Annotated in this window: 21 protein-coding genes and 1 tRNA gene; 7 read left to right on the top strand and 15 right to left on the bottom strand. The window is 38.4% G+C overall.

The genetic code is table 11. From position 1 onward, the window contains the following. Positions 1-309: IS66 family transposase (locus LY28_RS06135; RefSeq protein ID WP_133250178.1), on the top strand; the 309-nt coding region annotated here is incomplete at its 5' end. A gap of 4 nt (positions 310-313) precedes the next feature. Here the strand turns inward: LY28_RS06135 and LY28_RS06130 are convergent. Beyond that, positions 314-880, bottom strand: coding sequence for a hypothetical protein (locus LY28_RS06130; protein WP_110461296.1), 567 nt, complete (start codon positions 878-880; stop codon positions 314-316). 373 nt (positions 881-1,253) lie between these two features. Here LY28_RS06130 and LY28_RS06125 point away from each other — a divergent pair, with 373 nt between their 5' ends. The 4 genes from LY28_RS06125 to LY28_RS06105 all read left to right on the top strand — a co-directional run bounded on the left by LY28_RS06125 (position 1,254) and on the right by LY28_RS06105 (position 5,335). Continuing rightward, positions 1,254-1,868 (top strand): methyltransferase family protein, encoded by a 615-nt coding sequence (locus tag LY28_RS06125; RefSeq protein ID WP_110461295.1) that lies wholly within the window; start codon positions 1,254-1,256, stop codon positions 1,866-1,868. A 237-nt stretch (positions 1,869-2,105) separates the two neighbouring features. After that, the gene (locus LY28_RS06120) at positions 2,106-2,609 is read left to right on the top strand and encodes a sigma-70 family RNA polymerase sigma factor (protein ID WP_242981165.1); all 504 of its coding nucleotides are present in this window, start codon (positions 2,106-2,108) and stop codon (positions 2,607-2,609) included. Then, positions 2,602-3,564, top strand: coding sequence for a hypothetical protein (locus LY28_RS06115; protein WP_110461293.1), 963 nt, complete (start codon positions 2,602-2,604; stop codon positions 3,562-3,564). The genes LY28_RS06120 and LY28_RS06115 overlap by 8 nt, the downstream gene beginning before the upstream one ends. Before the next feature lie 250 nt (positions 3,565-3,814). Next, positions 3,815-5,335: a recombinase family protein gene (locus LY28_RS06105; RefSeq protein ID WP_110461291.1), complete on the top strand. Its 1,521-nt coding sequence runs from the start codon at positions 3,815-3,817 to the stop codon at positions 5,333-5,335. Between the two features lie 255 nt (positions 5,336-5,590). Here LY28_RS06105 and LY28_RS06100 read toward each other — a convergent pair whose 3' ends face one another. The 11 genes from LY28_RS06100 to LY28_RS06050 all read right to left on the bottom strand — a co-directional run bounded on the left by LY28_RS06100 (position 5,591) and on the right by LY28_RS06050 (position 16,321). Further along, on the bottom strand, positions 5,591-6,016 hold the full coding sequence (locus tag LY28_RS06100) for a recombinase family protein (RefSeq protein ID WP_110461290.1): 426 nt from the start codon (positions 6,014-6,016) through the stop codon (positions 5,591-5,593). A 709-nt stretch (positions 6,017-6,725) separates the two neighbouring features. After that, positions 6,726-7,319, bottom strand: a complete 594-nt coding sequence (locus LY28_RS06095; RefSeq protein ID WP_242981164.1) for a 5-formyltetrahydrofolate cyclo-ligase — start codon at positions 7,317-7,319, stop codon at positions 6,726-6,728. 3 nt (positions 7,320-7,322) lie between these two features. Continuing rightward, entirely contained in the window at positions 7,323-7,829 is a 507-nt protein-coding gene (locus LY28_RS19340) for a hypothetical protein (RefSeq protein ID WP_207658058.1), read from the bottom strand. A 189-nt stretch (positions 7,830-8,018) separates the two neighbouring features. Beyond that, positions 8,019-8,309, bottom strand: coding sequence for a hypothetical protein (locus LY28_RS06085; protein WP_110461289.1), 291 nt, complete (start codon positions 8,307-8,309; stop codon positions 8,019-8,021). 76 nt (positions 8,310-8,385) lie between these two features. After that, positions 8,386-9,684 carry an amidohydrolase gene (locus LY28_RS06080; RefSeq protein WP_110461288.1) on the bottom strand — a complete coding sequence of 433 codons (1,299 nt, stop codon included), beginning with the start codon at positions 9,682-9,684 and terminating at the stop codon, positions 8,386-8,388. A 53-nt stretch (positions 9,685-9,737) separates the two neighbouring features. Further along, positions 9,738-10,985 carry an adenosylhomocysteinase gene (locus LY28_RS06075; RefSeq protein ID WP_110461287.1) on the bottom strand — a complete coding sequence of 416 codons (1,248 nt, stop codon included), beginning with the start codon at positions 10,983-10,985 and terminating at the stop codon, positions 9,738-9,740. A 147-nt stretch (positions 10,986-11,132) separates the two neighbouring features. Further along, a complete protein-coding gene (locus tag LY28_RS06070; protein ID WP_165835507.1) occupies positions 11,133-12,134 on the bottom strand; it encodes a polysaccharide deacetylase family protein in 1,002 nt (333 codons plus the stop codon). Positions 12,135-12,343: 209 nt separating this feature from the next. Continuing rightward, a complete protein-coding gene (locus LY28_RS06065; RefSeq protein ID WP_110461285.1) occupies positions 12,344-12,742 on the bottom strand; it encodes a carbohydrate-binding protein in 399 nt (132 codons plus the stop codon). A gap of 127 nt (positions 12,743-12,869) precedes the next feature. Then, positions 12,870-14,039 (bottom strand): class I SAM-dependent methyltransferase, encoded by a 1,170-nt coding sequence (locus LY28_RS06060; RefSeq protein WP_110461284.1) that lies wholly within the window; start codon positions 14,037-14,039, stop codon positions 12,870-12,872. 124 nt (positions 14,040-14,163) lie between these two features. Further along, positions 14,164-14,883: a pseudouridine synthase gene (locus LY28_RS06055; RefSeq protein WP_110461283.1), complete on the bottom strand. Its 720-nt coding sequence runs from the start codon at positions 14,881-14,883 to the stop codon at positions 14,164-14,166. Positions 14,884-14,920: 37 nt separating this feature from the next. Continuing rightward, the gene (locus LY28_RS06050; RefSeq protein ID WP_110461282.1) at positions 14,921-16,321 is read right to left on the bottom strand and encodes an RsmF rRNA methyltransferase first C-terminal domain-containing protein; all 1,401 of its coding nucleotides are present in this window, start codon (positions 16,319-16,321) and stop codon (positions 14,921-14,923) included. A 314-nt stretch (positions 16,322-16,635) separates the two neighbouring features. Between LY28_RS06050 and LY28_RS06045 the strand changes: the two genes are divergently transcribed. Beyond that, positions 16,636-16,711, top strand: a tRNA-Glu gene (locus LY28_RS06045). A gap of 56 nt (positions 16,712-16,767) precedes the next feature. Here LY28_RS06045 and LY28_RS06040 read toward each other — a convergent pair. From LY28_RS06040 to LY28_RS06030, 3 genes are all read right to left on the bottom strand, one after another. Beyond that, positions 16,768-17,442, bottom strand: a complete 675-nt coding sequence (locus LY28_RS06040; protein ID WP_110461281.1) for a GntR family transcriptional regulator — start codon at positions 17,440-17,442, stop codon at positions 16,768-16,770. A gap of 226 nt (positions 17,443-17,668) precedes the next feature. Beyond that, positions 17,669-19,597, bottom strand: coding sequence for an aconitate hydratase (locus LY28_RS06035; protein ID WP_110461280.1), 1,929 nt, complete (start codon positions 19,595-19,597; stop codon positions 17,669-17,671). A 120-nt stretch (positions 19,598-19,717) separates the two neighbouring features. Beyond that, entirely contained in the window at positions 19,718-21,097 is a 1,380-nt protein-coding gene (locus LY28_RS06030) for a beta/alpha barrel domain-containing protein (RefSeq protein WP_110461279.1), read from the bottom strand. Positions 21,098-21,354: 257 nt separating this feature from the next. On the opposite strand from LY28_RS06030, the gene LY28_RS06025 reads away from it, so the two are divergent. Beyond that, positions 21,355-22,608, top strand: coding sequence for a methyl-accepting chemotaxis protein (locus tag LY28_RS06025; protein WP_110461278.1), 1,254 nt, complete (start codon positions 21,355-21,357; stop codon positions 22,606-22,608). Positions 22,609-22,661: the final 53 nt, after the last annotated feature.

The following is a 22,661-nucleotide window of genomic DNA, read 5'->3' as shown; positions in this document are numbered from 1 at the left end:
CTGCTGGATGGACGAATTGAAATATCCAACAATCGTGCTGAAAATGCTATTAGACCTTATGTCACAGGCAGGAAAAACTGGCTCTTTGCCGATACGACCCGTGGAGCTAAAGCCAGTGCCCTTGTATACAGCATGATTGAGTCTGCGAAAGCGAATCAACTCAACCCATATATGTATTTGGTATATCTACTGTCAAAATTGCCGGGCTTGAAAGAATTAACGCAAGAATCTCTGACACCCTATCTGCCATGGTCACCCGAATTGCCATCATGGTGTCATAAAGACTCAAGCAAGACACCCCAAGATTAAGCGCTTACATTGAAACGACGGATTGTGCTGACTTTATCATTAATTCGAAATCGAAATTACTTTCTTCATTGTTAAGACCTAACTTAGGTTGCCTATACAATAATTCTACAATGCGAAAGTCTTCCATTTGAAGCATTTTTTTAGAAAAGAAGCTTTCTACATCAACTGATTCCTCTGGGCATTTTGTACTAATCTCAGTAGCGATAAAGTCAAAATCAATCATATGTTCTGAAAAATATCGTTGTACTAAGCTAAAGAGTGGATAAAACACACTGTTAAGACGATATGCTTCTTTCAATACAATATAGTCAATAATAATTGTTTTTGTGGTTATTAAGTATCCTGTTTCCATGAAGCCGACAATCTCACCACCTGCAAAAAGCCCGAAAAAAAACATTTCTCTTTTGGGTTGTAAAATGCTATGGTCAACAAAATAGATTATTTCATTTGAACTTGTTTTAGTATCTACAGGAATTGTAGAATTATATATCATCAGGGCTTTTATGAAATCTTTATCCTTGGATGATTGAAATCGTTTTATAGAGTACTCCATATTAACAGTATTTTCCATAGCAAGCTCCTCCTGATGCAGACAATTAGCATACTTGTTATTATTAAATACAGGATAATAATAAATTATCCTGTACTCATTATAGCAAACAACTTAATATAATAAAACATAATTTTACATTTTATATAATTATACCTAACATTCAAAACCTTCTTGCCAAATCAGAAAAATTCAATCTTATTCATAAAATTTTAATTTTTCTCTTGACAGGTTTTCTCTTAGGGTTATACTGGATTTACAGGCTATTATTGCAAGGAATTCGTTTAATAATATTTGAATTGTCAATATAAGTGCTATCCTATGATATAATAGCAAAAATCAAAATCTTAACTATACGGTATAAAGGTAAAGTTTTTAAGGAGATGTTCGATACATGGGTGATTCGACCAAATTTTTAAATACAACAGATTTTATAATTTTTAATATTGCTTTAGGTTTACTTTTATTCACAGAGCTTATTATTATGTTTTCTTCAATAAAAGCCGGCAGGCTTTCTTCAAAAAAACGCTCTGACAGCGGAACCCTACTTTTTATATTACTGGCGTTTTTTGGCAGCATATTTTTAGCTGTTATATTCCGAAGCCGGCAAATTAGCCAAACTGTGCAGAGCTGGCTGTTACCTTATGCATTCTTTTACATAGGTGTTTTAATGATTTTATTGGGAATACTTATCAGGGTCACAGCGGTTTTAACGCTCAAGCAGGCCTTTACGCTTGCGGTGCAAACAAGCAAGGAACAGCATTTGGTACAAACCGGCTTATACCGTATTGTCAGAAATCCGGCTTATTCAGGCAGCATTATAAGTCTTCTGGGAGTTACCCTTGCGTACCGTCATATTCTCGGAGCAGTTCTTTCCCTTATTCTCTGCTTTATTTGCTATAGTATCCGGATTCATGTTGAGGAAAAAGCAATGCTGAATAGGTTTCAGCAGGAATTCAAGTCCTATTGCCTGCAAACAAAGCATCGTCTGTTTCCAGGCATCTATTAAAAAATTCAGTTGAAATGCTCAAGACCTATTGCCTTAAGCTTGTTTCAGATTATCAAAGCAAAAAATATTAACAGCTTAAGGTGATACCAGCGAACCCTGTCATTCTGTCAGTTCATGCTGCCATATAGCAATTTATTCCGGTTTAATCTCCATTCTTATTTGTATACATATTTTTTTTAATATTTGAAAGTATTTTCAGCTTTTATGTGTCTAATAATCGGAAGGAGATTGATAAATTTGGGCTCAAAAAAAAATGATTTGCCTGATATAAATAAAATCATCGGGGAGTATGGGGATTCCCTTCTTAGAATGAGTTTCCTATATTTAAAGGATTATCACCTTGCAGAGGATGCAGTTCAAGACACTCTTTTAAAAGTATACAGAGGCTATTCCAGCTTCAACGGAAAAAGCTCTGAAAAGACCTGGATTATGCGAATCGCCATCAATGTATGCAAAAATTATTTGCGGTCAAACTGGTGGAAACGGATTGATGCTGAGGCAGTACTGGAAACAATTCCTGCCACAGAAGCTGAAATGATACAGGATGACACACTTTTGAGAGTAATTATGTCCTTGCCTGTAAAATACAGGGAAATCATACTTCTTTATTATTATCAGGAGCTAAAGATTCACGAGATTGCCGAGGTATTACATATACCTGAATCAACCGCTTCAATACGTTTGAAAAGGGCACGAGAACGGCTGAAATCAGAATTAAAGGGAGATTATTGCTATGAATGACAATATTAAAATTGCAATCGATTCAAGGCTTTCTGATCTTGAAATTACTGAAGATTTTAAGGCAGAACTCACACAGAAAATACTGCTCAAAAGAAAAAAGCCGGTACGCCCTCTGGCTGTGATGGCAGCAGCATGTATATGTATTGTTATTGCAATCACAACTATTGCGGCAAGTACAATCCAAAACAATGCAAGCTCTTTTTATCTGAGATATTTATCGACCGAGCAAATGGCAATTGCCGACGCTTCAGCGGAGCACTATGGTGCGGAGGTCTACTTTAAAGGCCTGCGGTCGGATGATATTTATACCCAGTACTTTTCTATCAACAAGCTGGTAGAATACTATGGAGATAATGAAATCCGCTTAAAGGCTATCAACGCTATCAAGCCATTTTTGCAAAATACTGATAAAAAGCTTTCGGACGCCGCGGCTTTTTCCCTAAGTATTCTGACAAAAACCTATGACAATCCAAACATTTATCATTTGGCAGACGGCTCAATTGTATTTACCTTGTTTAACAATTATTCGGACTATGGCAGCTATAATGAACTCTGGTTGATAAAAAATGACGAACTCAGCCAATTTTTTGCCTTCGGCAAACCGAGTATGTATATAACATCTATAGTGCTGTCTCCGGACAAAAAGAATATTGCAGTAACCACTTGTTCAAATAAAAGCACATATCTCATTGTTTTTGATATGGAAAACGGTTTAATAAGCCCCGAGCTCATTGAAAGCGCAAGATTTTTGCTTGCAAGGGATAAGAAATATGAAATATGGGAGAGGATAGACCATGAAAATTACAGCGGTCTGTACAGTGATGTAAAATGGATAGACAACAGCACTGTTGAGTTTGCCGCAGGCCTTTCGTATAAAAATACTGAAATTATCGAAAACGCGTCAGTTACTTATAATATCTTAACTAAAAGCATGAAATATAAGCTTCTGCCATGATTGGAGGGATTAAGCCCGGTCGGTTCTAAACAATTTTATCTTTTAACATATCTTACAGACAATCCAAGGTGTATGCTTGGATTGTTTTTTATTTAGCCATTCCAGAGTTATTTCCGATATCATATTTCCATCATGACTATTATTTTCATTATCAGCAGCATAAAAATACATTAGGAGTATTATATACCTGAAGCCTGTACAGATAAGAAAAAGCATGCGAATATAAATATGATACCGGAGCATAACCACCATGATTAAAACCTGTATTTATCTCAGAAAATCAAGAGAGGATGAAAAAATAGAAAAGGAGCTTGGTAGAGGCGAAACATTGGCAAAGCACCGTAAGGATCTCCTGAGCTTTGCCAATGCCAAAAAGCTTACTATTATCAAAATATATGAGGAGTTGGTTTCCGGAGAAAGTCTGTTATACAGGCCGGCAATGCTTGAACTGCTGAAGGGTGTCCAGAACGGTCTGTATGATGCTGTTCTCGTAATGGATCTCCAAAGGCTGGGCCGCGGAGACATGGAAGAACAGGGCATTATTTTGAAGGCCTTTAAAAACACGGATACTAAAATAATCACTCCGGATAAAACATATGACCTATCAAACGAATTTGATGAGGAATACAGCGAATTTGAGGCCTTTATGAGCCGAAAGGAATATAAAATGATTACGAAACGCCTTCAGCGCGGAGTAATCCACTCTGTAAAAAGCGGAAATTATAATTCTCCTTACGCTCCCTTTGGCTACATAATTAAAGAAGAAAAATTCAGCAGGACATTAGAACCTCATCCCGAGCAAGCTGATATCGTAAAAAGTATTTTTGACTGGTATGTGAATGAATCTGCCGGCTCTCAGATAATTGCAGAGAGACTCAATAATATGGGTATTAAAACAAACAAAAATAATATTTGGACCTGCTGGGCTGTTTCAGGGTTATTAAAAAATCCTGTTTATACAGGAAAAATTGTATGGGGTAAAACCTTGAACTACCGGACCTGCCAAAAGAAAAATGCCAGCAGAAAGCAGTCCAAGGAAAAGTGGATAATTTCCGAAGGCAAGCACCCACCACTGATTTCTTATGAAATATTTGAAAGAGCCGAATTAATTATGCAAAAAAATACAAAATCTCCTGTAAAACCAGCCACTAGCCTAAGTAACCCACTTGCCGGAATATTAATATGCGGGGTTTGCGGCAGTAAAATGCAATATAGGCCCTATCAGGAATCAAGCGCTCATGTTATATGCCGAAATAAATGCGGAAATAAAAGCAGTAAATTTGAATACGTTGAAGCTGAAATTCTTTCTGCTTTGCAGGAATATCTGGACGGATACAGCTTTGATATAACTAAAAAAACACAAGGCACCGATTCAGAAGAAGCCGCCTTGAAGAGCAGCATAGGCTTACTTAAAAAACAGCTTTCCGAAGCATATATTCAGAAGGATAATATTTATGTCCTGCTGGAAAAAGGAGTATACTCCATTGATATTTTTACAGAAAGAGCCGATGCTGTTTTCCGAAAAATAGATGCACTTACACAGAAGCTTGACAAAACCTCTGCTATATACCAGAATACTCTTGATAACAAACAACTGCTAAAGACTGACTTTATTCCTCATGCAGCAAAGGTTATCAGTGAATACTACAATCTGGAAACCCCTGAAAATAAAAATCTGCTGCTTAAAAGTGTTCTTGAAAAGGTCGAATACATTAAAGGCAAGGGCTGCAGAAATGATAATTTTGGAATACGTATATATCCTTTGCTTTGATTATATCTATTGTATGTACTGTTCTGTATGACAGATAGTTTGAGGCCTTTACAGCAATGCACCCAATGGGCAGACTGTGCAAAACAGTCCATGCCCGTGGGGTATATCCGTCAAATTAAGAATTTTTTCATAGCGTCCTCAACATCTGTTCTCTCGAAATCAATACCATAAATAAGCCCTATTCCACGCTGCTGAAGCACCCATCAAATTATAGCATATCAGATAATATTAAAAGCACATATAAAAATATGTCTATTATTTGATATACCGTTCATTAAACCAAGTATCAATACCAACCGTTTCATTATCCTTGATGCTGTCATATCTTCCGTCTGCCGTCAAGACACGGACTCCGTACTCTTCTAAAAAATCAAGGAACAAAAGAGTTTTGGCATTATTTCTTCCCAGCCTTGATAAATCCTTCAGAACAATAAGATTTACATTACATGCCAGCACATCCTTTTTCAACTCGTCTAATGCCTGCCTTTCAAAGCCTGCTCCGGAAACATTATCATCCACATACGTTTTAAAAATAGTACCCAAGCTATTTTTAGCCACAAAATCTATCAGCAGTCTTTTTTGGGTTTCTATTGTTTCTAAATTTTCATCATTTTCGTCTCTGCTCTGTCTTACATAAATTCCAATATGATAATTAATATCAGGTTTATTAAACCCCAGCATAACAACTGCTACCTCCTTAATTTAAACGATAATCAGCTGACGTATATAAATTGGTTGAATTATTTTTTGGAATAAAGGGTTTTTTGAGAATTTTTTCGGTCAAAAAAATGAGCTCTGTATTTTTTTGCAGATTGTATCTTTCAAAATTTGATAGTTATAAGCTTGTAAAGCAAGTCTACAATATTAATCTTTTCTTTATAAATGTTCTGAATCCTGTGCTGTTTGATTTTTGCCATATTAACCTCCACGCCAAGTATAGGCCCAAAAAATTATGAAAAGCAATGTAGCAAACCTCTGCTTCGCAGCGGTACGCAAGATTTTTTTCTTATACCTTCCAAGTTCCTTCAAGCTATCAGACCATTTTTTCATTTCCCAATAAAAATGCTGAAAATATATAAGTCCTAATCTAATTATATTCACCATACCTGAATATTAAAATTTGTCCATTGAATTTATAAATATAATATACTATCAAAGTCAATTACTATCTGCTAAATAAACGATATAATCGTCCGATAGCTTGGGTTTAAGGCTGAAGCCTCCTAAAGTCAAAACAAATTCAAACCCAAACTATACTCAAAATCAGCTTAAAAGCTTAATCCACCTAAAAATCGATATGAATATCGTCGCAAGGAAAATAAAAAGAATCCGGCATACAAACTTTAACAGTCCATATATGGATTCCGTCTAACACCTAAAGGCATATCAGCTAAACAATTATTCTTTTTTCCGTAACTAATAAATCCAGAGGTACATCATATTCCTCAAAAGGTATTTTGTCTAAAAGCTGAAACTCGAAACACAGCCCTATCTTCTGACATCTGCCTGACACCCCGCTTAAAAAGCTGTCATAGAATCCTGCTCCGTAGCCCATTCTGTTTTTATGAATGTCAAACACACTTCCCGGTACAATAATTATATCCAGCATATCAGGCCTGATAATATTGCATTTCCGTAAAATCGGCTCCGGTATACCATAGTTTCCTTCTGCTTTAAGCTCATCAAAAGCCTTTATCCTCACAGCATGCATATATTTTTGCTCGTTATTTATAACCGTACAGGGCACACTTACCTGCTTGCCCTCTCTTATCCATTTTTTTATCAATTCATGGGTAAATACCTCATTGCCAAAGCTGACATAACACATGATGCTTGCTGCATTTATTATATATTCCATTCGATTTAATTTTTCAGCAATACATGAAGACCTCTCCGTTACGTCGTTTTTTTCCATTTTGCTTCTAATTGAAAGGTATTTTCTTCTGACATCCTTTTTTTGAATTTCAAAAACCTCCAGTATCAAACATCAGTAGAACAGCTCAGGTCCAAAGGACAAAATAAATGTAAACCAGAAAATTGCTGACAGCACAAATGCAATCATCGAAACTGTTATTAATGCTGCCCCATATAATCTTCTGTCCGAATCCCTGTCATTAGCGACAAATACCAAGCCTGCTATTGTTCCGATAATTTGCCCGATTCCTGGAATCATAACAGACAAAGCTGTCAGAATAACTTTTGTCCAATTGCTTAAGCTTCTGATATTTAAAGGATTACTGTTATTTAATAACAGCTGTCTCTCCAGATTGCTTACCTGATTATTATTGTATTGCTTACTGCTGCTACTTTCCGGCTGAAAACTATTGTCCGCGCTTAATGAATTATCTGCAGAGCCTCCTGCCGGGATAAAGCCTTCCTCCGAATCAACAGCAGATTCATTATCATTACACTTAGCTTCAAGAGCCTGTTCAGCAGAAGTTGTACTATTCGCCTGAGCAAAATCCGATTCCTCTTGAATGTTATCTTGATTCATGCATTAACCTCCATTAGCCCAAACTGGCTAAAAAATAATAAAAAGCATCTCCCATGTGGCTTCAATAATTAATAGATATTGGGAAATTTAAGCTCTCAACAGATATTATAACATAACAATATAAAATTGAAATACCGACTTAATGAATAAAACCAACTGCCCTAAAACTCTTAAAACTTAATATATTGTTCAGGCAGACAAATAATATATCTCAAAAAGACCTTTTATAACATCGTTATAGTTTTCTTCCGTTATCTTATGCAAATACCCGTTCTCCATATGTATATACATAGTAAGTTTATATTTATAAAAATTATCCATTAATGCACTAATCATATCAATCGACTCCAAAGGATTGAAAAAATCACTTATCCAGTTTTGGCACTGTTCTTCTTTTTGGATATCCATTTGATAATAGCTGGATAAAAATCTTTGTATTTCTCCTTCTATAGCTGACCATAAGCTTATACTAACAGACATTACATTATCCCCCAAGACATAATTATAGTTTATTCTATAATTATTTGACATATGCTTTAAAAAACCTTTATGTAAATTATGTCAAGAGCTTTCTTGACAAGGCATCAGCTTCAAACATTACTTTTTCCTCGTCAATATTCTTGAACTTCCTATCCTGCATAATTATTTTTCCGTCAATGATAACAGTGTCTGTATCTGATGCTTGAGCTGAATAAACAATGGCTGATACAGGATTGGTTTTAGGATATAAATGAGGCTTATCAGTATCTATCAATATTAAATCGCCCTTCATTCCCTCTTTTATCATACCTGAATCTTCAAAGCCAAGTGCCTTGGCTCCGTTACAGGTACCCATTTTCAGTACATCCTTTGCCTTCATCAGCTGCGGATTCATTGCAGCTCCCTTATGTATCAGCGCTGCAAGATTCATTTCCTCAAACATGTTCAAATTATTGTTGCTGGCAGCACCATCTGTTCCCAGGCATACATTAATTCCCATATCCAGCATATCCGGAATTCTTGCAATACCGCTTCCCAGCTTTAGATTGCTGGTTGGATTATGACAAATGCTTGCTCCCGCTGCTTTCATTATCTCCAAATCACTGTCAGTCATATGAACACAATGTGCGGCCAATACCGGAACATCCAAAACGCCTGTTTTTTTGCATATTTCCACTGACGTCATGCCATAATCCCTATTACTGGATTCAACCTCGGCAGCAGTTTCCAAAAGATGTATATGAATACCGGTATTCAGCTGCTTTGCCAGTGCTGCCGCATTTGCCAGTGTTCTCTCGTTGAACATGTATGTAGAATGTATTTCAACAAATACCTTTATCCTGCCGTCAGCGGCATTATGATACTTATTGTAGTAATCTATCGTCCCCTGACTTTTGTCCAGCCTTTTCAGCTCTCCGTCCTCAAAAAACTGCACGGGACTTTTGCATATGTTTGCCTTGATACCTGTCTCGGTAACCGCACGTGCAACTTCCTCCATAAACATATACATGTCGGCAAATGCAATTACTCCTGATTTGAGCATCTCAACAATACCAAGCATAGTCCCCCAGTATACAAATTCTTCCGTCAGCTTTGCCTCAACAGGGAATATATTATCAAACAGCCATGTCTCCAAAGCCATATCGTCGGCATAATTTCTCATTAGCGTCATCGCACTGTGACTGTGCCCGTTAACAAGCCCCGGAATTGCAATTTTTCTCTTTCCGTCGATTTGTTCCTTCCATTGGGTGCCTTTTGGCAGACTATCTGAAACCAAGCTGATTTTATCGTCTTTTATACCGATATAACCATTTTTAATCACTTTGTTGCAATCATCCATAGTGACAATATCAATGTTTTTTATTAATAAGTCCAAACCGCCAATCCTCCATGAGCCTCAGACTGTCATACTTAAAATAAATTCTTTAACTATTCTGTCCAGCTGTTTATATATTTTTTTTGTTCCTTTGACAGCTTATCTGTCTTAACACCCCATGATTTTAATTTCATTTCTGCAACAGCAGCATCCAGCTCCGCAGGAACATCTATTACCTTTTTACCCAGCTTGCTATAATTATGAAGCATATATTTTGCCGACATAGCTTGCAAAGCAAAGCTCATATCCATTATTTCAGCCGGATGGCCGTCGCCCGCTGCCAGATTCACCAATCTTCCTTCAGCCAAAATGTTTATCCATCTGCCGTTCGCCAATTTGTAACCCATGATATTATGCCTCTGCTCCTGCTTTTCAACTGCAATATCTTCCAGCTGCTTAACGGATACTTCAACATCAAAATGCCCGGCATTGCAGCAAATAGCTCCGTCCCTCATATTTTTGAAGTGCTCGGCAGTTATGACATCACGGCATCCGGTTACTGTGATAAATAAATCCCCAGCCTTAGACGCTTCAGACATCTTCATTACCTTGAAGCCATCCATAATTGCCTCGGCAGCCTTTATAGGATCTATTTCAGTAACAATCACACTTGCACCTAAGCCCTTCGCTCTCATTGCGATACCCTTGCCGCACCAACCATATCCGGCTACAACAACATTCTTGCCCGCCACAATCAAATTTGTCGTTCTGTTTATTCCATCCCATACAGACTGACCTGTACCATACCTGTTATCAAACAAGTATTTGCACTGAGCATTATTTACAGCTATCATGGGGAATTTCAAAACGCCTTCCTTCTCCATAGCCTTTAATCTCATAACACCTGTAGTTGTCTCCTCGCATCCGCCCATTATGTGCGGCAGCAGTTCTCTTCTTGAGGTGTGGAGCAAATTAATCAAATCTCCTCCATCATCAATAATTATATTAGGTTTATATCCCAAAGCAAGATTTAAGTGTTCCTCATATTCCTCCTTTGTCGAATTGTACCATGCGTAAACATCAAGTCCATCAGCCACCAAACCTGCCGCTACATCGTCCTGAGTTGAAAGGGGATTACTTCCTGTTACCGAAACCTCTCCGCCTCCTATTGCAAATAGCTTTGCCAAATACGCAGTTTTTGCTTCAAGATGTACCGAAACCACCACTCTGACTCCCTTGAAAGGCATTGTCTGCTTGAATTCTTCCTCAAGCCCTCTCAAAATAGGCATATTTTTTCTTACCCATTCAATTTTTTGCCTGCCCTTATCTGCCAGCGATATATCTTTAATAACACTTTTCATTTAAATAACCTCCATAATAAGATAGTAATTTCATATTCTCTATTTATATTATTTATGTTCCCTGCTTATTCACATGTATAAAAGCACAAAAGCATGTAAAATTTTACACCTAAAATTATAATCTACTGCATTTTTAGTTTCAACAGGTTATTTAATTAATTGACTAATTGTTTTCATTTGAAATCCTCTGTTTTTAAGTCCCTTGACTATGGCTTCTATATTTCCCATGTCATATTGATTAAAATGCAGCAATATAATAGAGCCACCAGAGCAATTATTTACAACATGCTGCTCGATTTTATCAGAAATTTCACTAACGGATTTTTTGTTTTTCAAAGGATTAATAACACTGCTGACGGTTTCAACATTCCACCCTATTACCTTGTAACCGTTCTTCTGAGCAATTTTCAGTATTCTGCTGCTCTTTGCCCCACCCCCGCCGGGCAGCCTCAAATATGGAAATTCCTTTTTCATTCTGGTGAGATAGTCATCACCCAATACCCTTCGAGCGCTCGTCTCCCACCCGGATATTTCTGCTTGAACAGCTTCGTCGGACATATTGGTTAATATTTGATGGGACTGTGTATGGTTGCAGATTTGATGGCCTTCATTTACAGCCCGTTTCCATACCTCGGGATAATCGTCCAAAACCTTGCCGATTATAAAAAATGTAGATTTAATATTATTTTCTTTCAGTATATCTAAAACCTTTTCAACATATTTTCTGTTGTACCCGTCATCAAAGGTAATAGCTGCCTGTGTAGTACTTACACCTTTATAGATGGTTTTATTTACAGAAGCATTGTCCTTCTGGGTTGTTTTGTCTGTTTCCTTTACGTTACCCTTTTCAGGTTCCGCAGTCTTGGTGCCCTGCTGATTTCCGGCCGGCTTTTTATTAATTAGGCTATTTATGTATGAATTGAATTTTTGATTTGTCATTTTCTGATTCGCTTCATCAAACCGGGTGTGTAGAGTATTAGGTGTCTTATTAAGATTTACAGTATAAATTATGCAGGAACACACAAATATAATAGTCAGTGTACACACTAAAACGGTACTCCACATCAGTATCAACTGTTTTTTGTCTTTTCCCGCAGTTAATTGCTTATACTTTTGTATTAAATTAATTTTATCCGCTTGTTTTTTCATAATTATGTCCATGCAGCATATGCTGGCAAAACCTGCCGGCATGGACTCAATCCCTTCATTTTGACATTATATAGTATTAGAAAAAAGGCTGCCATTTAATAGTATACCCCTACATTATATTGTACAATCAAGAAAAATCCAAGTACATATTTTGCAGATAGTATACGTTCTCAAGACAGCCCTTTCTTATAATTCCGATTATAACAATTTTACAGCTTTGTTTTTGCTTTAGCCTTAGTTTTAGGTGCCTTTTCAGTAGTACTCTTCTCCTTTTTCGCAGCAGTGTCCTTTTTCAAAGGCTTTTGGGAAACACTGAACACATAGTTTTCTCCTGTGTTATTGTCCCAATTTTCTGCCGTGTCTTTAAAACAAATACCAAATTTCTTACATTCCTGAATTTCAAATTCGGCAATAAAAGTTCCTTCTTCATATTTCATAGGTATAAAAGAGGAATTCTCCCATTCATCACCAAACCCGATATGCAAGAAAACATCCTGAGCACCTGACTGTACCAATAAGCCTGTGTAGCTAACCATTATAATGTCACCACTGTACAACGTCTTTTTTGATAATAGCACACCATTTTCATCATATGATTTTTTTGCCATTGTCTCACTCCCTAAGTAAAAATATGTTTTATGCTTCCTCTTTAACTTTAACTCATTTGTATATTATATCACAATCTTTCAGCATATGTCAAATTTCCCTTTTATTTCCCAAATATTTTATTTTTTATTACAAATAAGGCAGAATTAATTTCTCCAATGTAGGGTGTATTCCAAGTTCCTGCTTCAGGCTTTTATATTCTTCAATCGCCGCTTTATTGACTCCGCCGGTCTTTTCGGCTCTTATCATTAAATTTTTCGGTGTTTCCAGCGGTGAAACATATTCGACAACAGATGCTTTATAACCTGCCGCTTCTAATAGCATTAACCTAATTCCGTCAGTTAATACATCAGCAAGCCTTGCTTTCAGGACCCCATATTTTGTAATGCTTTTGAGCCTATCAAAGGTATATTGGTTTAATATTTCCTTCTGACAGCACGGTACCATTACAATTGCTTTTGCATTATTTTTCACAGCCAATGCTATAGCCTCGTCAGTTGCCGTATCACAGGCATGCAGGCTGATTGCCAGATGTATATCCCTGTCTGCGGTATAGTTTCTGATATCTGTGACCTTAAACTGCATATTTCTGTAATCAAGACAGTCTGCAATTTTTTTTGAAGCATCAATAACTGTTTTTGAAATATCCAGTCCGATAAAATTACAATTCTTTTTTAAAACATCCTTTATATAATAATTCAGGACAAAAGACAGGTATGATTTTCCGCAGCCGCAGTCAACCACATTTATGCTGTCATAACCGGAGCACAGCGACTTCAGTATGTCGTCCACAAGCTCAATGTAATGATCTATCTGGTTATATTTTCTGATCATGTCATTTTTTATTTTCCCGTTTTCACTAAGGATGCCTATAGCTTTAAGGAGGTCATTTGCAGCTCCTATTTTTATATAATAATCCCTGTTGGATATTTGCGAGGTTTCATTGTGATCTCTGCAAATTTCCGCTATCTCCGTATCCTTTGTTTTCATTTTTACATTTTTATTATCTGCATCTATGAAAATCGTAGTTCCCCGTTCTTCATAAACCAAACTGACAGCTTCATATTCCTGTGCGATTTTTGAAACTCTTGCTCCAAGCCACGAAATTTCCATTTTGTCATTTCTTCCGTTATACTGAAACAGGAGTCTGTCATCCTGCAAAATAATTGTTCCTTCATACATTTTAGTCCCTGATTTAAATTTCAGGGTAATTTTCTTAAAAAAACTGGAGTTCTCAGTTATTCTCTGCTGCAATCCCAACAGGAACATTTCTAATTTTTGCGTGCTCTGCTTGTTCATCTAATCCTCATTTCCGCCTGACCGGCAAAAGTCAATTACTATCGGCTAAAGCCTCTTAAAGTAAAAAATTTCAAAAACCAAGCTGCATAAAACAGCAGGCTTAAAAGCATAAGCATTATCTCTCTCAAGCTTTCAACAACGCTACTTCCTCTTCCTCAAGCTCCTTGCATTCCCCGAGTCCAAGGGTTTCATCCAATTTCAGCTTACCCATGCTAAGCCTCTTTAGGTATACAACCTTTTTATTAACAGCTTCAAACATCCTTTTTACCTGATGGAACTTTCCTTCAACAATTGACAGCCTGATTTCGGAAAGCTCACCTGACTTGAGTATCTCAAGCTGTGCAGGCAGTGTCTTGTATCCGTCCCCCAGTACTACTCCATTTTTGAAGGCTTCTATGTCACTGCTGTCGACTTCTCCTGATATATGAGCATAATACTGCTTTGTAACATGTTTTTTCGGTGACAGTATTTCATGTGCCAGCTGTCCGTCATTCGTCATCAGCACAAGCCCTTCAGTATCAATATCCAGCCTTCCTGCCGGAAATAAGTCAAAGCATTTATATTCCTCCGGCAGTATATCAAAAACTGTTTTTTGCTTGTTGTCGGCGGTTGCGGATATAACTCCCCTCGGCTTGTTCATCATTAAATATATATATTTTCTGTAATAAAGCCTTTCGCCATTCATTTCTATTGCATTCTCAGCGGGATTAACATATGCTCCGCTATCCTTGGCAGTAATGCCGTCTATCTTAACCAAGCCGGCTTTTACTGCACTCTTTATCTCTTTTCTTGAGCCAAACCCAAAATTAGAAAGCACCTTGTCCAATCGCTGCCTGTCTTCCAAGTCTAACCCTCCCTTGAATTAAATAATCGTAATCTGCTTAAGACATCTTTCTCCATCCCTTGGGATACAGGTTTTTAAGCATGTCCCCCGTCTGCTTCGCCCATCCCAGCACATAACCGTCAGCACAGACTCCTGTATAGCGCTTTTCTCCCGGTACAATAAGAGTTTCACCCTTCAGATAGCTGTTTACTTCTCTGGAATCCCATTGAAAATCAATTTTATTCCTGATTTCATCATTACTTAATGAAACAGCAAAGGAATGTGAAGGTATAAATCCCTTCGGACCTGTTTCACCCAGATACCACCCGAATTTAGCGACCTTCAGCCCTGATAATTCAGGACAGCGTTCCGGCAGATGATATATATTATTACCCTTTTTAAAAATATGACCCTTTAATAGGAGGCTTGTATTTTTTTCAATAAATTCCGCAAGCTCAGGACTAAAGGCTTTCAAATCACCGGCATCACTTATAGCAACGGACTTTTCTGTTCTTCCTGCTCCTTTTATACTGCCATTATCACCTGTATCTGCCTTCTTTCTAAGCAAGGCTGCAAAATGTCCTTCGCCGTCCAGCCTGTGCGGCCAAAGTCTTGCTGCCTTGCTGAAGTCATAAGACCCATTTGACCACTGGGTACGTCCTCCTTCAATTCCCCCGGCTTTAGGTATTTCAACAAGCTCATAGCTGCCCTCATGCTGATTCATAAAGCTCTCTATCATCAATTCATCTTCCTCAGGTGAAAACGTACAGGTAGAGTATAAAATACTTCCTCCCGGCTTCAGCATCCTGTCAACCTGCCCAAGTATATCCCGCTGCATACCGCAGCACTTTTCACACTTATATTTTTCCCAGCTTCTGACGGCATCCTCATCCTTGCGGAACATTCCCTCTCCAGAACAGGGCGCATCCACTAATATTTTATCAAAATATCCTTCAAAGCTTCTGGAAAGCCTGTCCGGCATTTCATTCAACACCACCGCGTTTTTTATGCCGCACAGCTCTATATTTTTCACCAGCGCTTTTACTCTGTCGGCATTTATATCATTTGCCACCAGCAGTCCCTGCCCTTTCATTCCGGCAGCCATCTGTACGGTTTTCCCTCCCGGTGCCGCACAGAGATCCAGAACCCTTTCTCCCGGTTCTGCACCAATTACCGCTCCCGGAAGCATGGCACTGGGCTCCTGAATATAATACAGGCCCGCATAATAATATGGATGCCTGCCCGGATTATCACCTTCCGTGTAATAAAAGCCATCCCTTGTCCATGGTACAGGCTTCAAACGGAAAGGAGATATTTTCAGGAATTCCTCCACCGTTATTTTTAATGTATTAACACGTAAGCCATAAAATCTGGGCTTATTATATGATTGCAGGTAGCTGTCGAATTCCCCGCCCATCAGCTCCCGCATTTTTTTCACAAATTCCTCAGGTAACTTCATAAATAAATAATGTCCTCCACGCCAATCTGCCACTGCACTTTAGTTGGCTGACTCCTGCTTTTAAATTTTCACAGGAGTTATTATAACACAAAACTTGGAATAATAATTATATATAATCATTTAGCTTATAAAATTAATTTCTATACTGCGTTCAAAATTAGCTTAAAGGCTTAATTCGCTTGAAAAGATAATATATCGTCGCGAAGGCTTGAACCGTAATTGACTTTAGTCAAGAGGGAAAAATTAAAATATTGAAATTGAGTTATTGACAGTCACTTGTCCCCATGCTATAATAGCTTTTGTCACTGAGATATGGCTCATTGGTCAAGTGGCCTAAGACTCCGCCCTCTCACGGCGGCAACAGGGGTTCGAATCCCCTATGAGTCACCAAAAAACAACTTTGTATATAACAAGGTTGTTTTTTTACTTCCAATACATATTTTGTGTCAGCTCTTATGATGCTTTTCATTATAGCTGTTTCTGGCATTTCTTATATGGGCAACAGTAAGCTGCTCCGCAGTATCCGCATCCTTTTTCCGTATAGCTTCAAAAATTGCCTTATGCTCGTCAAATACCTTGTCCGGCCTTCCGGGAATATGGAACGAATTATTTCTGGCGCTTTGAATATAATGATGAAAGGTACTAAGCATATGCATAAGCGGATTACTTTTACTTGCTCTGAAAATAATATCATGGAATTTCGAGTCAAATTTCATAAGCTGCTCAACATCATTTTTTATAGTGTAGAACTCTTCAAATTCAAGAGCTTCCTTCAATTCCTTAATTTCCTCTTCCGTAATTTTTTCTGCCGCCCATCTGCTGGCAAGCCCTTCAATTCTCATTCTGATTGTAAAAATATCTTCAACATCCTGCTCGGTTACTCCCTTAACCACAGCACCCTTGTTGGGTATGGCATGAACCAGACCCTCAAGCTCCAGCTGCCTTATAGCTTCTCTTATGGGTGTTCTGCTGACTCCAAGCTCCTCAGACAGGCGAAGCTCAATCAGGCTGTCTCCGGGCTTATATATTCCCGTTAGAATTTGACTCCGAAGCTGGTTAAAAACCTTGCCTCTTAAAGAATTTACCAAGTTTTCATTATCATCATATTCAAACTTTGCCATATTAACCCCCACGCCGAGTACCGGCACAAAATTTCAGTAAAGCCTCTTATTGAGAACCTCTGCCAAAGCAGAGATTCTCAATTATCTTACAGTTTCAATACCTCATACTTCTATAGCTGCAATCACCTTCAAGAAGGCTTTCAACGCTGTATAGAGGCTCCAGCCTATGTTAACTGACTCACTTTAAAAAGCAATATTGAAATAAATATCACTTTATATCAAATACCTACCTGCTCTGTTCGCGTGTAAAGTTCAGCAGTCCTCCGGCAAGTATTATCTGAACCTGTCTTTCGGATAATGTTACCTTTACGCTAAACTGAGTATTCTTTGTAAGATTCCTTACTACTATAGTATCAGCCTTTTTAACCTGTTCGGTTGCATTTTCAATTACCAGCTCATCATTTAAATCAATCGAATCATAATCTGCTTCATTTTCAAAGGTCATAGGAATAATTCCCGAATTAATCAGGTTTGCCATATGGATTCTTGCAAATGATTTTGCAAGAACACCCTTTACTCCCAGCTGCAGCGGAGCTAATGCGGCATGCTCTCTGCTTGAGCCCTGTCCGTAATTTGAACCGCCTATTATAAATCCGCCGCCGTTAGCCTTTGCTCTTGCGGGAAATTCAGGGTCACATGGTGTCAGACAGTATTCCGCAAGATGGGGTACATTTGACCTGAATGGAAGCAGCTTTGCATTTGAAGGCATAATATGGTCAGTTGTTATATTATCTCCAACCTTAATAAGCGCCTTACCGGCAACCTTTTCGGCTAATGCCTTGTTTAACGGGAAAGGCTTGATATTCGGGCCTCTGACAACCTCCACATCATTTCCTTCAGGGGCAGGTGCTATAACCATATTATCATTTATCAGGAATTGCTCGGGCATTTCAATCTTGGGAGCCTCGCCCAACTCCCTCGGATCTGTCAAAACACCTGTAAGGGCACTTGCAGCCGCAACCTCAGGGCTTACCAGATAAACCTTTGCGGAAGTGGTTCCGCTTCTTCCTTCAAAATTTCTGTTGAAGGTTCTCAAGGATACCGCATCCGTACATGGAGCCTGACCCATACCGATACACGGGCCGCAAGCTGATTCAAGAATTCTTGCTCCTGCCGCCACCATATCCGCCAACGCACCGTTCTGTGCCAGCATAGTCAATACCTGCTTTGAGCCCGGTGCAATAACAAGGCTGACCTTCGGGTTCACAGTCTTTCCTTTTAATATTGCGGCAACCTTCATCATATCCATATAGGATGAATTTGTGCAGCTTCCGATAGCAACCTGATCGACCTTTATTTTTCCGATAGCGGAAATCTTCTCCACATTGTCAGGACTGTGAGGCTTTGCCGCCATTGGCTCAACTGTTGACAAATCTATCACTACATGCTCGTCGTATTCAGCATCAGCATCAGGCAAAAGCTCAACCCAATCCTGCTTTCTGCCCTGAGCCTTCAAAAATTCAAGAGTGACCTCGTCACTTGGGAATATTGAGGTTGTAGCGCCCAGCTCAGCTCCCATATTTGTTATTGTAGCTCTCTCAGGAACAGTCAAAGATTTGATGCCTTCCCCGGCATATTCAATTACCTTTCCGACTCCGCCCTTAACAGTCAATACTCTCAGGACCTCCAGAATAATATCTTTTGCCGTTGACCATGAATTAAGCTTACCTTTCAGTTCAACCTTACAGACCTTGGGCATTGGCAGATAGTACGGACCGCCGCCCATAGCAACCGCAACATCAAGTCCGCCTGCTCCGATAGCAAGCATCCCTATTCCTCCGCCTGTGGGAGTATGGCTGTCAGAACCAAGCAAGGTCATGCCGGGTGCTCCGAAACGCTCCAGCTGTACCTGATGACAGATTCCGTTTCCGGGCTTCGAAAAATAAACCCCGTGCTTTGACGCAACAGTCTGAATATATTTGTGGTCATCCGCATTTTCAAAACCCGCCTGCAATGTATTGTGGTCAATATATGCAACTGATTTTTTTGTCCTGACCCTCGGTATTCCTATTGCCTCAAACTGCAAATATGCCATAGTACCTGTTGAGTCCTGCGTAAGCGTCTGGTCTATTTTAATGGATATCTCGCTGCCTTTAACCATTTCCCCGCTGACCAAATGATTCTTAATTATTTTCTGTGCCAAATTTAAGCCCATTTTTAATCCTCCTACTATTTTAATAGCTTCTTAATTTTGCATCAATCAAAATCAGCAAAATTTAATGTATAAGCCAATACCGTTATTAATAATACCATTTTTGTCAAAAAAGCCATAGTACTATTTTTTAGCCGGAATCAAGCCCGGTTCTATTTTCTGTATTCCTTTCAGCATCTCTTTATCGCTGATGGAGGTAATTCTGCCATTCTGGTATTCTTCGTCAATCCAATCCTTAACTCTTGCAACTCTTGGGTCCTTTTTATCAATCATATCCTCTCCGGACAAGCGGAAATTATTATTTATCCAGAGAGCTATTCCCGCCAAACCCGAGGTTTGGGTTATCGCAACACCAATCGGCCTGTTCAGAAGCTTTGCTGTATTGAAAATATTGTATATTTCCTCATCCTTCAGCATTCCGTCAGCATGAATTCCTGCCTGTGTCACATTAAAATGCTTTCCAACAAACGGAGTTCTTGGCGGAATTTCATAATCAAGCTCCCTCTCGTAATAGTCAGCTATCTCCGTTATTACGGCAGTATCCATTCCGTCGGTTGTTCCTCTTAGTGAACAATATTCGAAAACCATTGCCTCAAGAGGTGTGTTTCCGGTACGCTCACCAATACCGAGAAGCGAACCGTTCACAGAGGAACAGCCATACAGCCATGCAGCAGATGAATTGTCAACCGCTTTATAGAAATCATTATGTCCGTGCCATTCAAGCAGCTCACCCGGAAAGCCCGCATGATGCCTCAGTCCGTAAATTATTCCAGGTACGCTTCTAGGCAAAGCAGCGCCGGGATATGTAACACCATATCCCATTGTATCACATGCCCTTATTTTTATTGGAACTCCGCTTTCATCCATCAATCTTTTAAGCTCTGACGCAAAAGGAACAACAAAGCCATAAAAATCTGCCCTTGTTATGTCTTCAAAGTGACATCTTGGCTTAATTCCAACCTCAAGAGCTTCCTTTATTACGCTCAAATAATCGTCCATAGCCTGTTTTCTTGTCTTTTTCAGCTTTTTGAATATGTGATAATCAGAGCAGCTGACCAAAAAGCCGGTTTCTTTCATTCCCATTTCCTTGGCAAGCTTGAAATCACTTTTTGATGCTCTTATCCAACTGGTTACCTCAGGAAATTTATATCCTCTCTCCATACATTTGCAGACAGCTTCTTTATCCTTGTCACTATAAAGGAAAAATTCTGTCTGGCGGATAATACCCTTCGGTCCTCCCAATTTATTAAGATAATCATACAGCCTGACAATCTGTTCAACTGTGTATGGCGCTCTGGACTGCTGTCCGTCTCTGAAGGTAGTATCTGTTATCCAGATTTCATCAGCCGGATTCATAGGAACCCTTCTATGATTAAATGCGCACTTAGGTACTTCTTCATAATTATAAATCTCTCTATAAAGATTTGGTTCAGATACATCCTGAAGTGAATATCTGTACTGAGTCTGCTCTAGTGTATTTGATTTTTTATTAAACTCAATCATTTTAACACCTCCAAAATTAATTATCTCCACGAAAAACATGTTCTTTTGTATATGTGTATGATTGTATACAATTTTACGCCCTCTGTCAATAATATTTGCAGGAAAACCATACTGCTACATATTTCAACAAATATACATTTCATTTTTCCGGCAATTATAAAGTTATTGCAAATTAAAAAAGGTTTTTACTAATATTTGTAGAATAGAAAATGTATATGTTATAATCGATTAATTTTTGCATAACTTGGAGGGATTTTATGAAAAAAAACAAATCAAGTAATTCCAATTATTTTGTGTTATCTGTACTAAATCTGATATCTAGTATTGTATTCTCGGTTATAGTAGGAATAGTTTTTAAAAATCCGCTTTTTGTAATTTTCACATTTATTTCCACGGAAGTTACAGGCTTCATTTTAGCCATTAATACTGGATTCAGGTATAAACGCGGTATTAAGAAATTCTCATCAGAAATTGAAGGTTTCAAATCCGGTGACTTTTCAAATATGATTGAACCGAAAAAATACGGATTTTTAGGAGCAATCGCTTCAGTAGTCAATTCTGTGATAAGTGAAATACGTTCACTTATAGAAAGCTTTTTCAATCTTTCTATGTCAATAACTCAGGCATCAAGGAAGGTTGTATCTACCACAGAAAATGCCACCGGTGCCATACAGGAGATATCAAAAACAATAGATGAGATTGCAAAGGGTGCGTCCTCTCAGGCTGAAGAGGCTCAACTAGGAGTACAGGTTGTTGATAAGCTTTCCGACCAAATAAATTTTGTTTATGAAAGCTACAACGGTATAACTTCCGAGACAAACAGAATCAGCAATTTAAACACTGTAGGCCTTAAAGCAGTCACAACCCTGAGGGATAAATCAAAAGAAACCTATGAAACTTCCGAAAAGATATTTTCAGTCGTCGGAAATCTGACAAATGCCACAAAAAATATTGGTTTGTTTGTTGAATCAATAGAAAATATTGCAGAGCAAACTAATTTATTGGCTCTTAACGCCGCTATCGAAGCCGCAAGAGCAGGTGAAGCCGGAAAAGGCTTTGCGGTTGTTGCCGATGAGGTTCGTAAGCTTGCAGATGAAAGCCGAAAGTCAACCGAGGAAATTAACAATATGATGCAAAGCATAGCAGAGGAATCAGCTCTTGCAATTTCATCCATGGAAGTAATGAAAAAAGTTTCTCAGGAGCAAAACCTTGCCGTTGACAAGACAAACAGCTCCTTTAATGATATTGCCAACGCAATTGACTTCATAGTAACAAAGATTAATGATGTCAATGAAGCAGTTATTAAAATGCAGAATGACAAGAGTGAAGTAATCAGTTCAATTGAAAACATATCCTCTGTATCTCAGCAAACTGCTGCTTCAAGTGAAGAAGTTGCGGCTACCACAGAAAATCAGCTAAAGATTCTGGATGATATGAAAACTTCAGCTCAAAGTCTGGATCAATTGGTAAATCAACTGAATCTTAACCTGAAAAAATATAAGCTCAGATAAACATACATATGAAAAACACAGCGTAAAAGCCATGCACACCAAAGAAAATATAT

Source organism: Ruminiclostridium sufflavum DSM 19573 (assembly GCF_003208175.1).
GTDB lineage: Bacteria > Bacillota > Clostridia > Acetivibrionales > DSM-1351 > Ruminiclostridium > Ruminiclostridium sufflavum.
This window is presented reverse-complemented; position numbering and strand designations above follow the sequence as displayed.

Bases quoted from the DNA above. Each gene is read 5' to 3' on its own strand.
- LY28_RS06130 (WP_110461296.1), bottom strand. From the start codon at position 880: ATGGAAAATACTGTTAATATGGAGTACTCTATAAAACGATTTCAATCA.
- LY28_RS06125 (WP_110461295.1), top strand. From the start codon at position 1,254: ATGGGTGATTCGACCAAATTTTTAAATACAACAGATTTTATAATTTTT.
- LY28_RS06115 (WP_110461293.1), top strand. From the start codon at position 2,602: ATGAATGACAATATTAAAATTGCAATCGATTCAAGGCTTTCTGATCTT.
- LY28_RS06105 (WP_110461291.1), top strand. From the start codon at position 3,815: ATGATTAAAACCTGTATTTATCTCAGAAAATCAAGAGAGGATGAAAAA.
- LY28_RS06100 (WP_110461290.1), bottom strand. From the start codon at position 6,016: ATGCTGGGGTTTAATAAACCTGATATTAATTATCATATTGGAATTTAT.
- LY28_RS19340 (WP_207658058.1), bottom strand. From the start codon at position 7,829: ATGAATCAAGATAACATTCAAGAGGAATCGGATTTTGCTCAGGCGAAT.
- LY28_RS06085 (WP_110461289.1), bottom strand. From the start codon at position 8,309: ATGTCTGTTAGTATAAGCTTATGGTCAGCTATAGAAGGAGAAATACAA.
- LY28_RS06075 (WP_110461287.1), bottom strand. From the start codon at position 10,985: ATGAAAAGTGTTATTAAAGATATATCGCTGGCAGATAAGGGCAGGCAA.
- LY28_RS06070 (WP_165835507.1), bottom strand. From the start codon at position 12,134: ATGAAAAAACAAGCGGATAAAATTAATTTAATACAAAAGTATAAGCAA.
- LY28_RS06065 (WP_110461285.1), bottom strand. From the start codon at position 12,742: ATGGCAAAAAAATCATATGATGAAAATGGTGTGCTATTATCAAAAAAG.
- LY28_RS06060 (WP_110461284.1), bottom strand. From the start codon at position 14,039: ATGAACAAGCAGAGCACGCAAAAATTAGAAATGTTCCTGTTGGGATTG.
- LY28_RS06050 (WP_110461282.1), bottom strand. From the start codon at position 16,321: ATGAAGTTACCTGAGGAATTTGTGAAAAAAATGCGGGAGCTGATGGGC.
- LY28_RS06040 (WP_110461281.1), bottom strand. From the start codon at position 17,442: ATGGCAAAGTTTGAATATGATGATAATGAAAACTTGGTAAATTCTTTA.
- LY28_RS06035 (WP_110461280.1), bottom strand. From the start codon at position 19,597: ATGGGCTTAAATTTGGCACAGAAAATAATTAAGAATCATTTGGTCAGC.
- LY28_RS06030 (WP_110461279.1), bottom strand. From the start codon at position 21,097: ATGATTGAGTTTAATAAAAAATCAAATACACTAGAGCAGACTCAGTAC.
- LY28_RS06025 (WP_110461278.1), top strand. From the start codon at position 21,355: ATGAAAAAAAACAAATCAAGTAATTCCAATTATTTTGTGTTATCTGTA.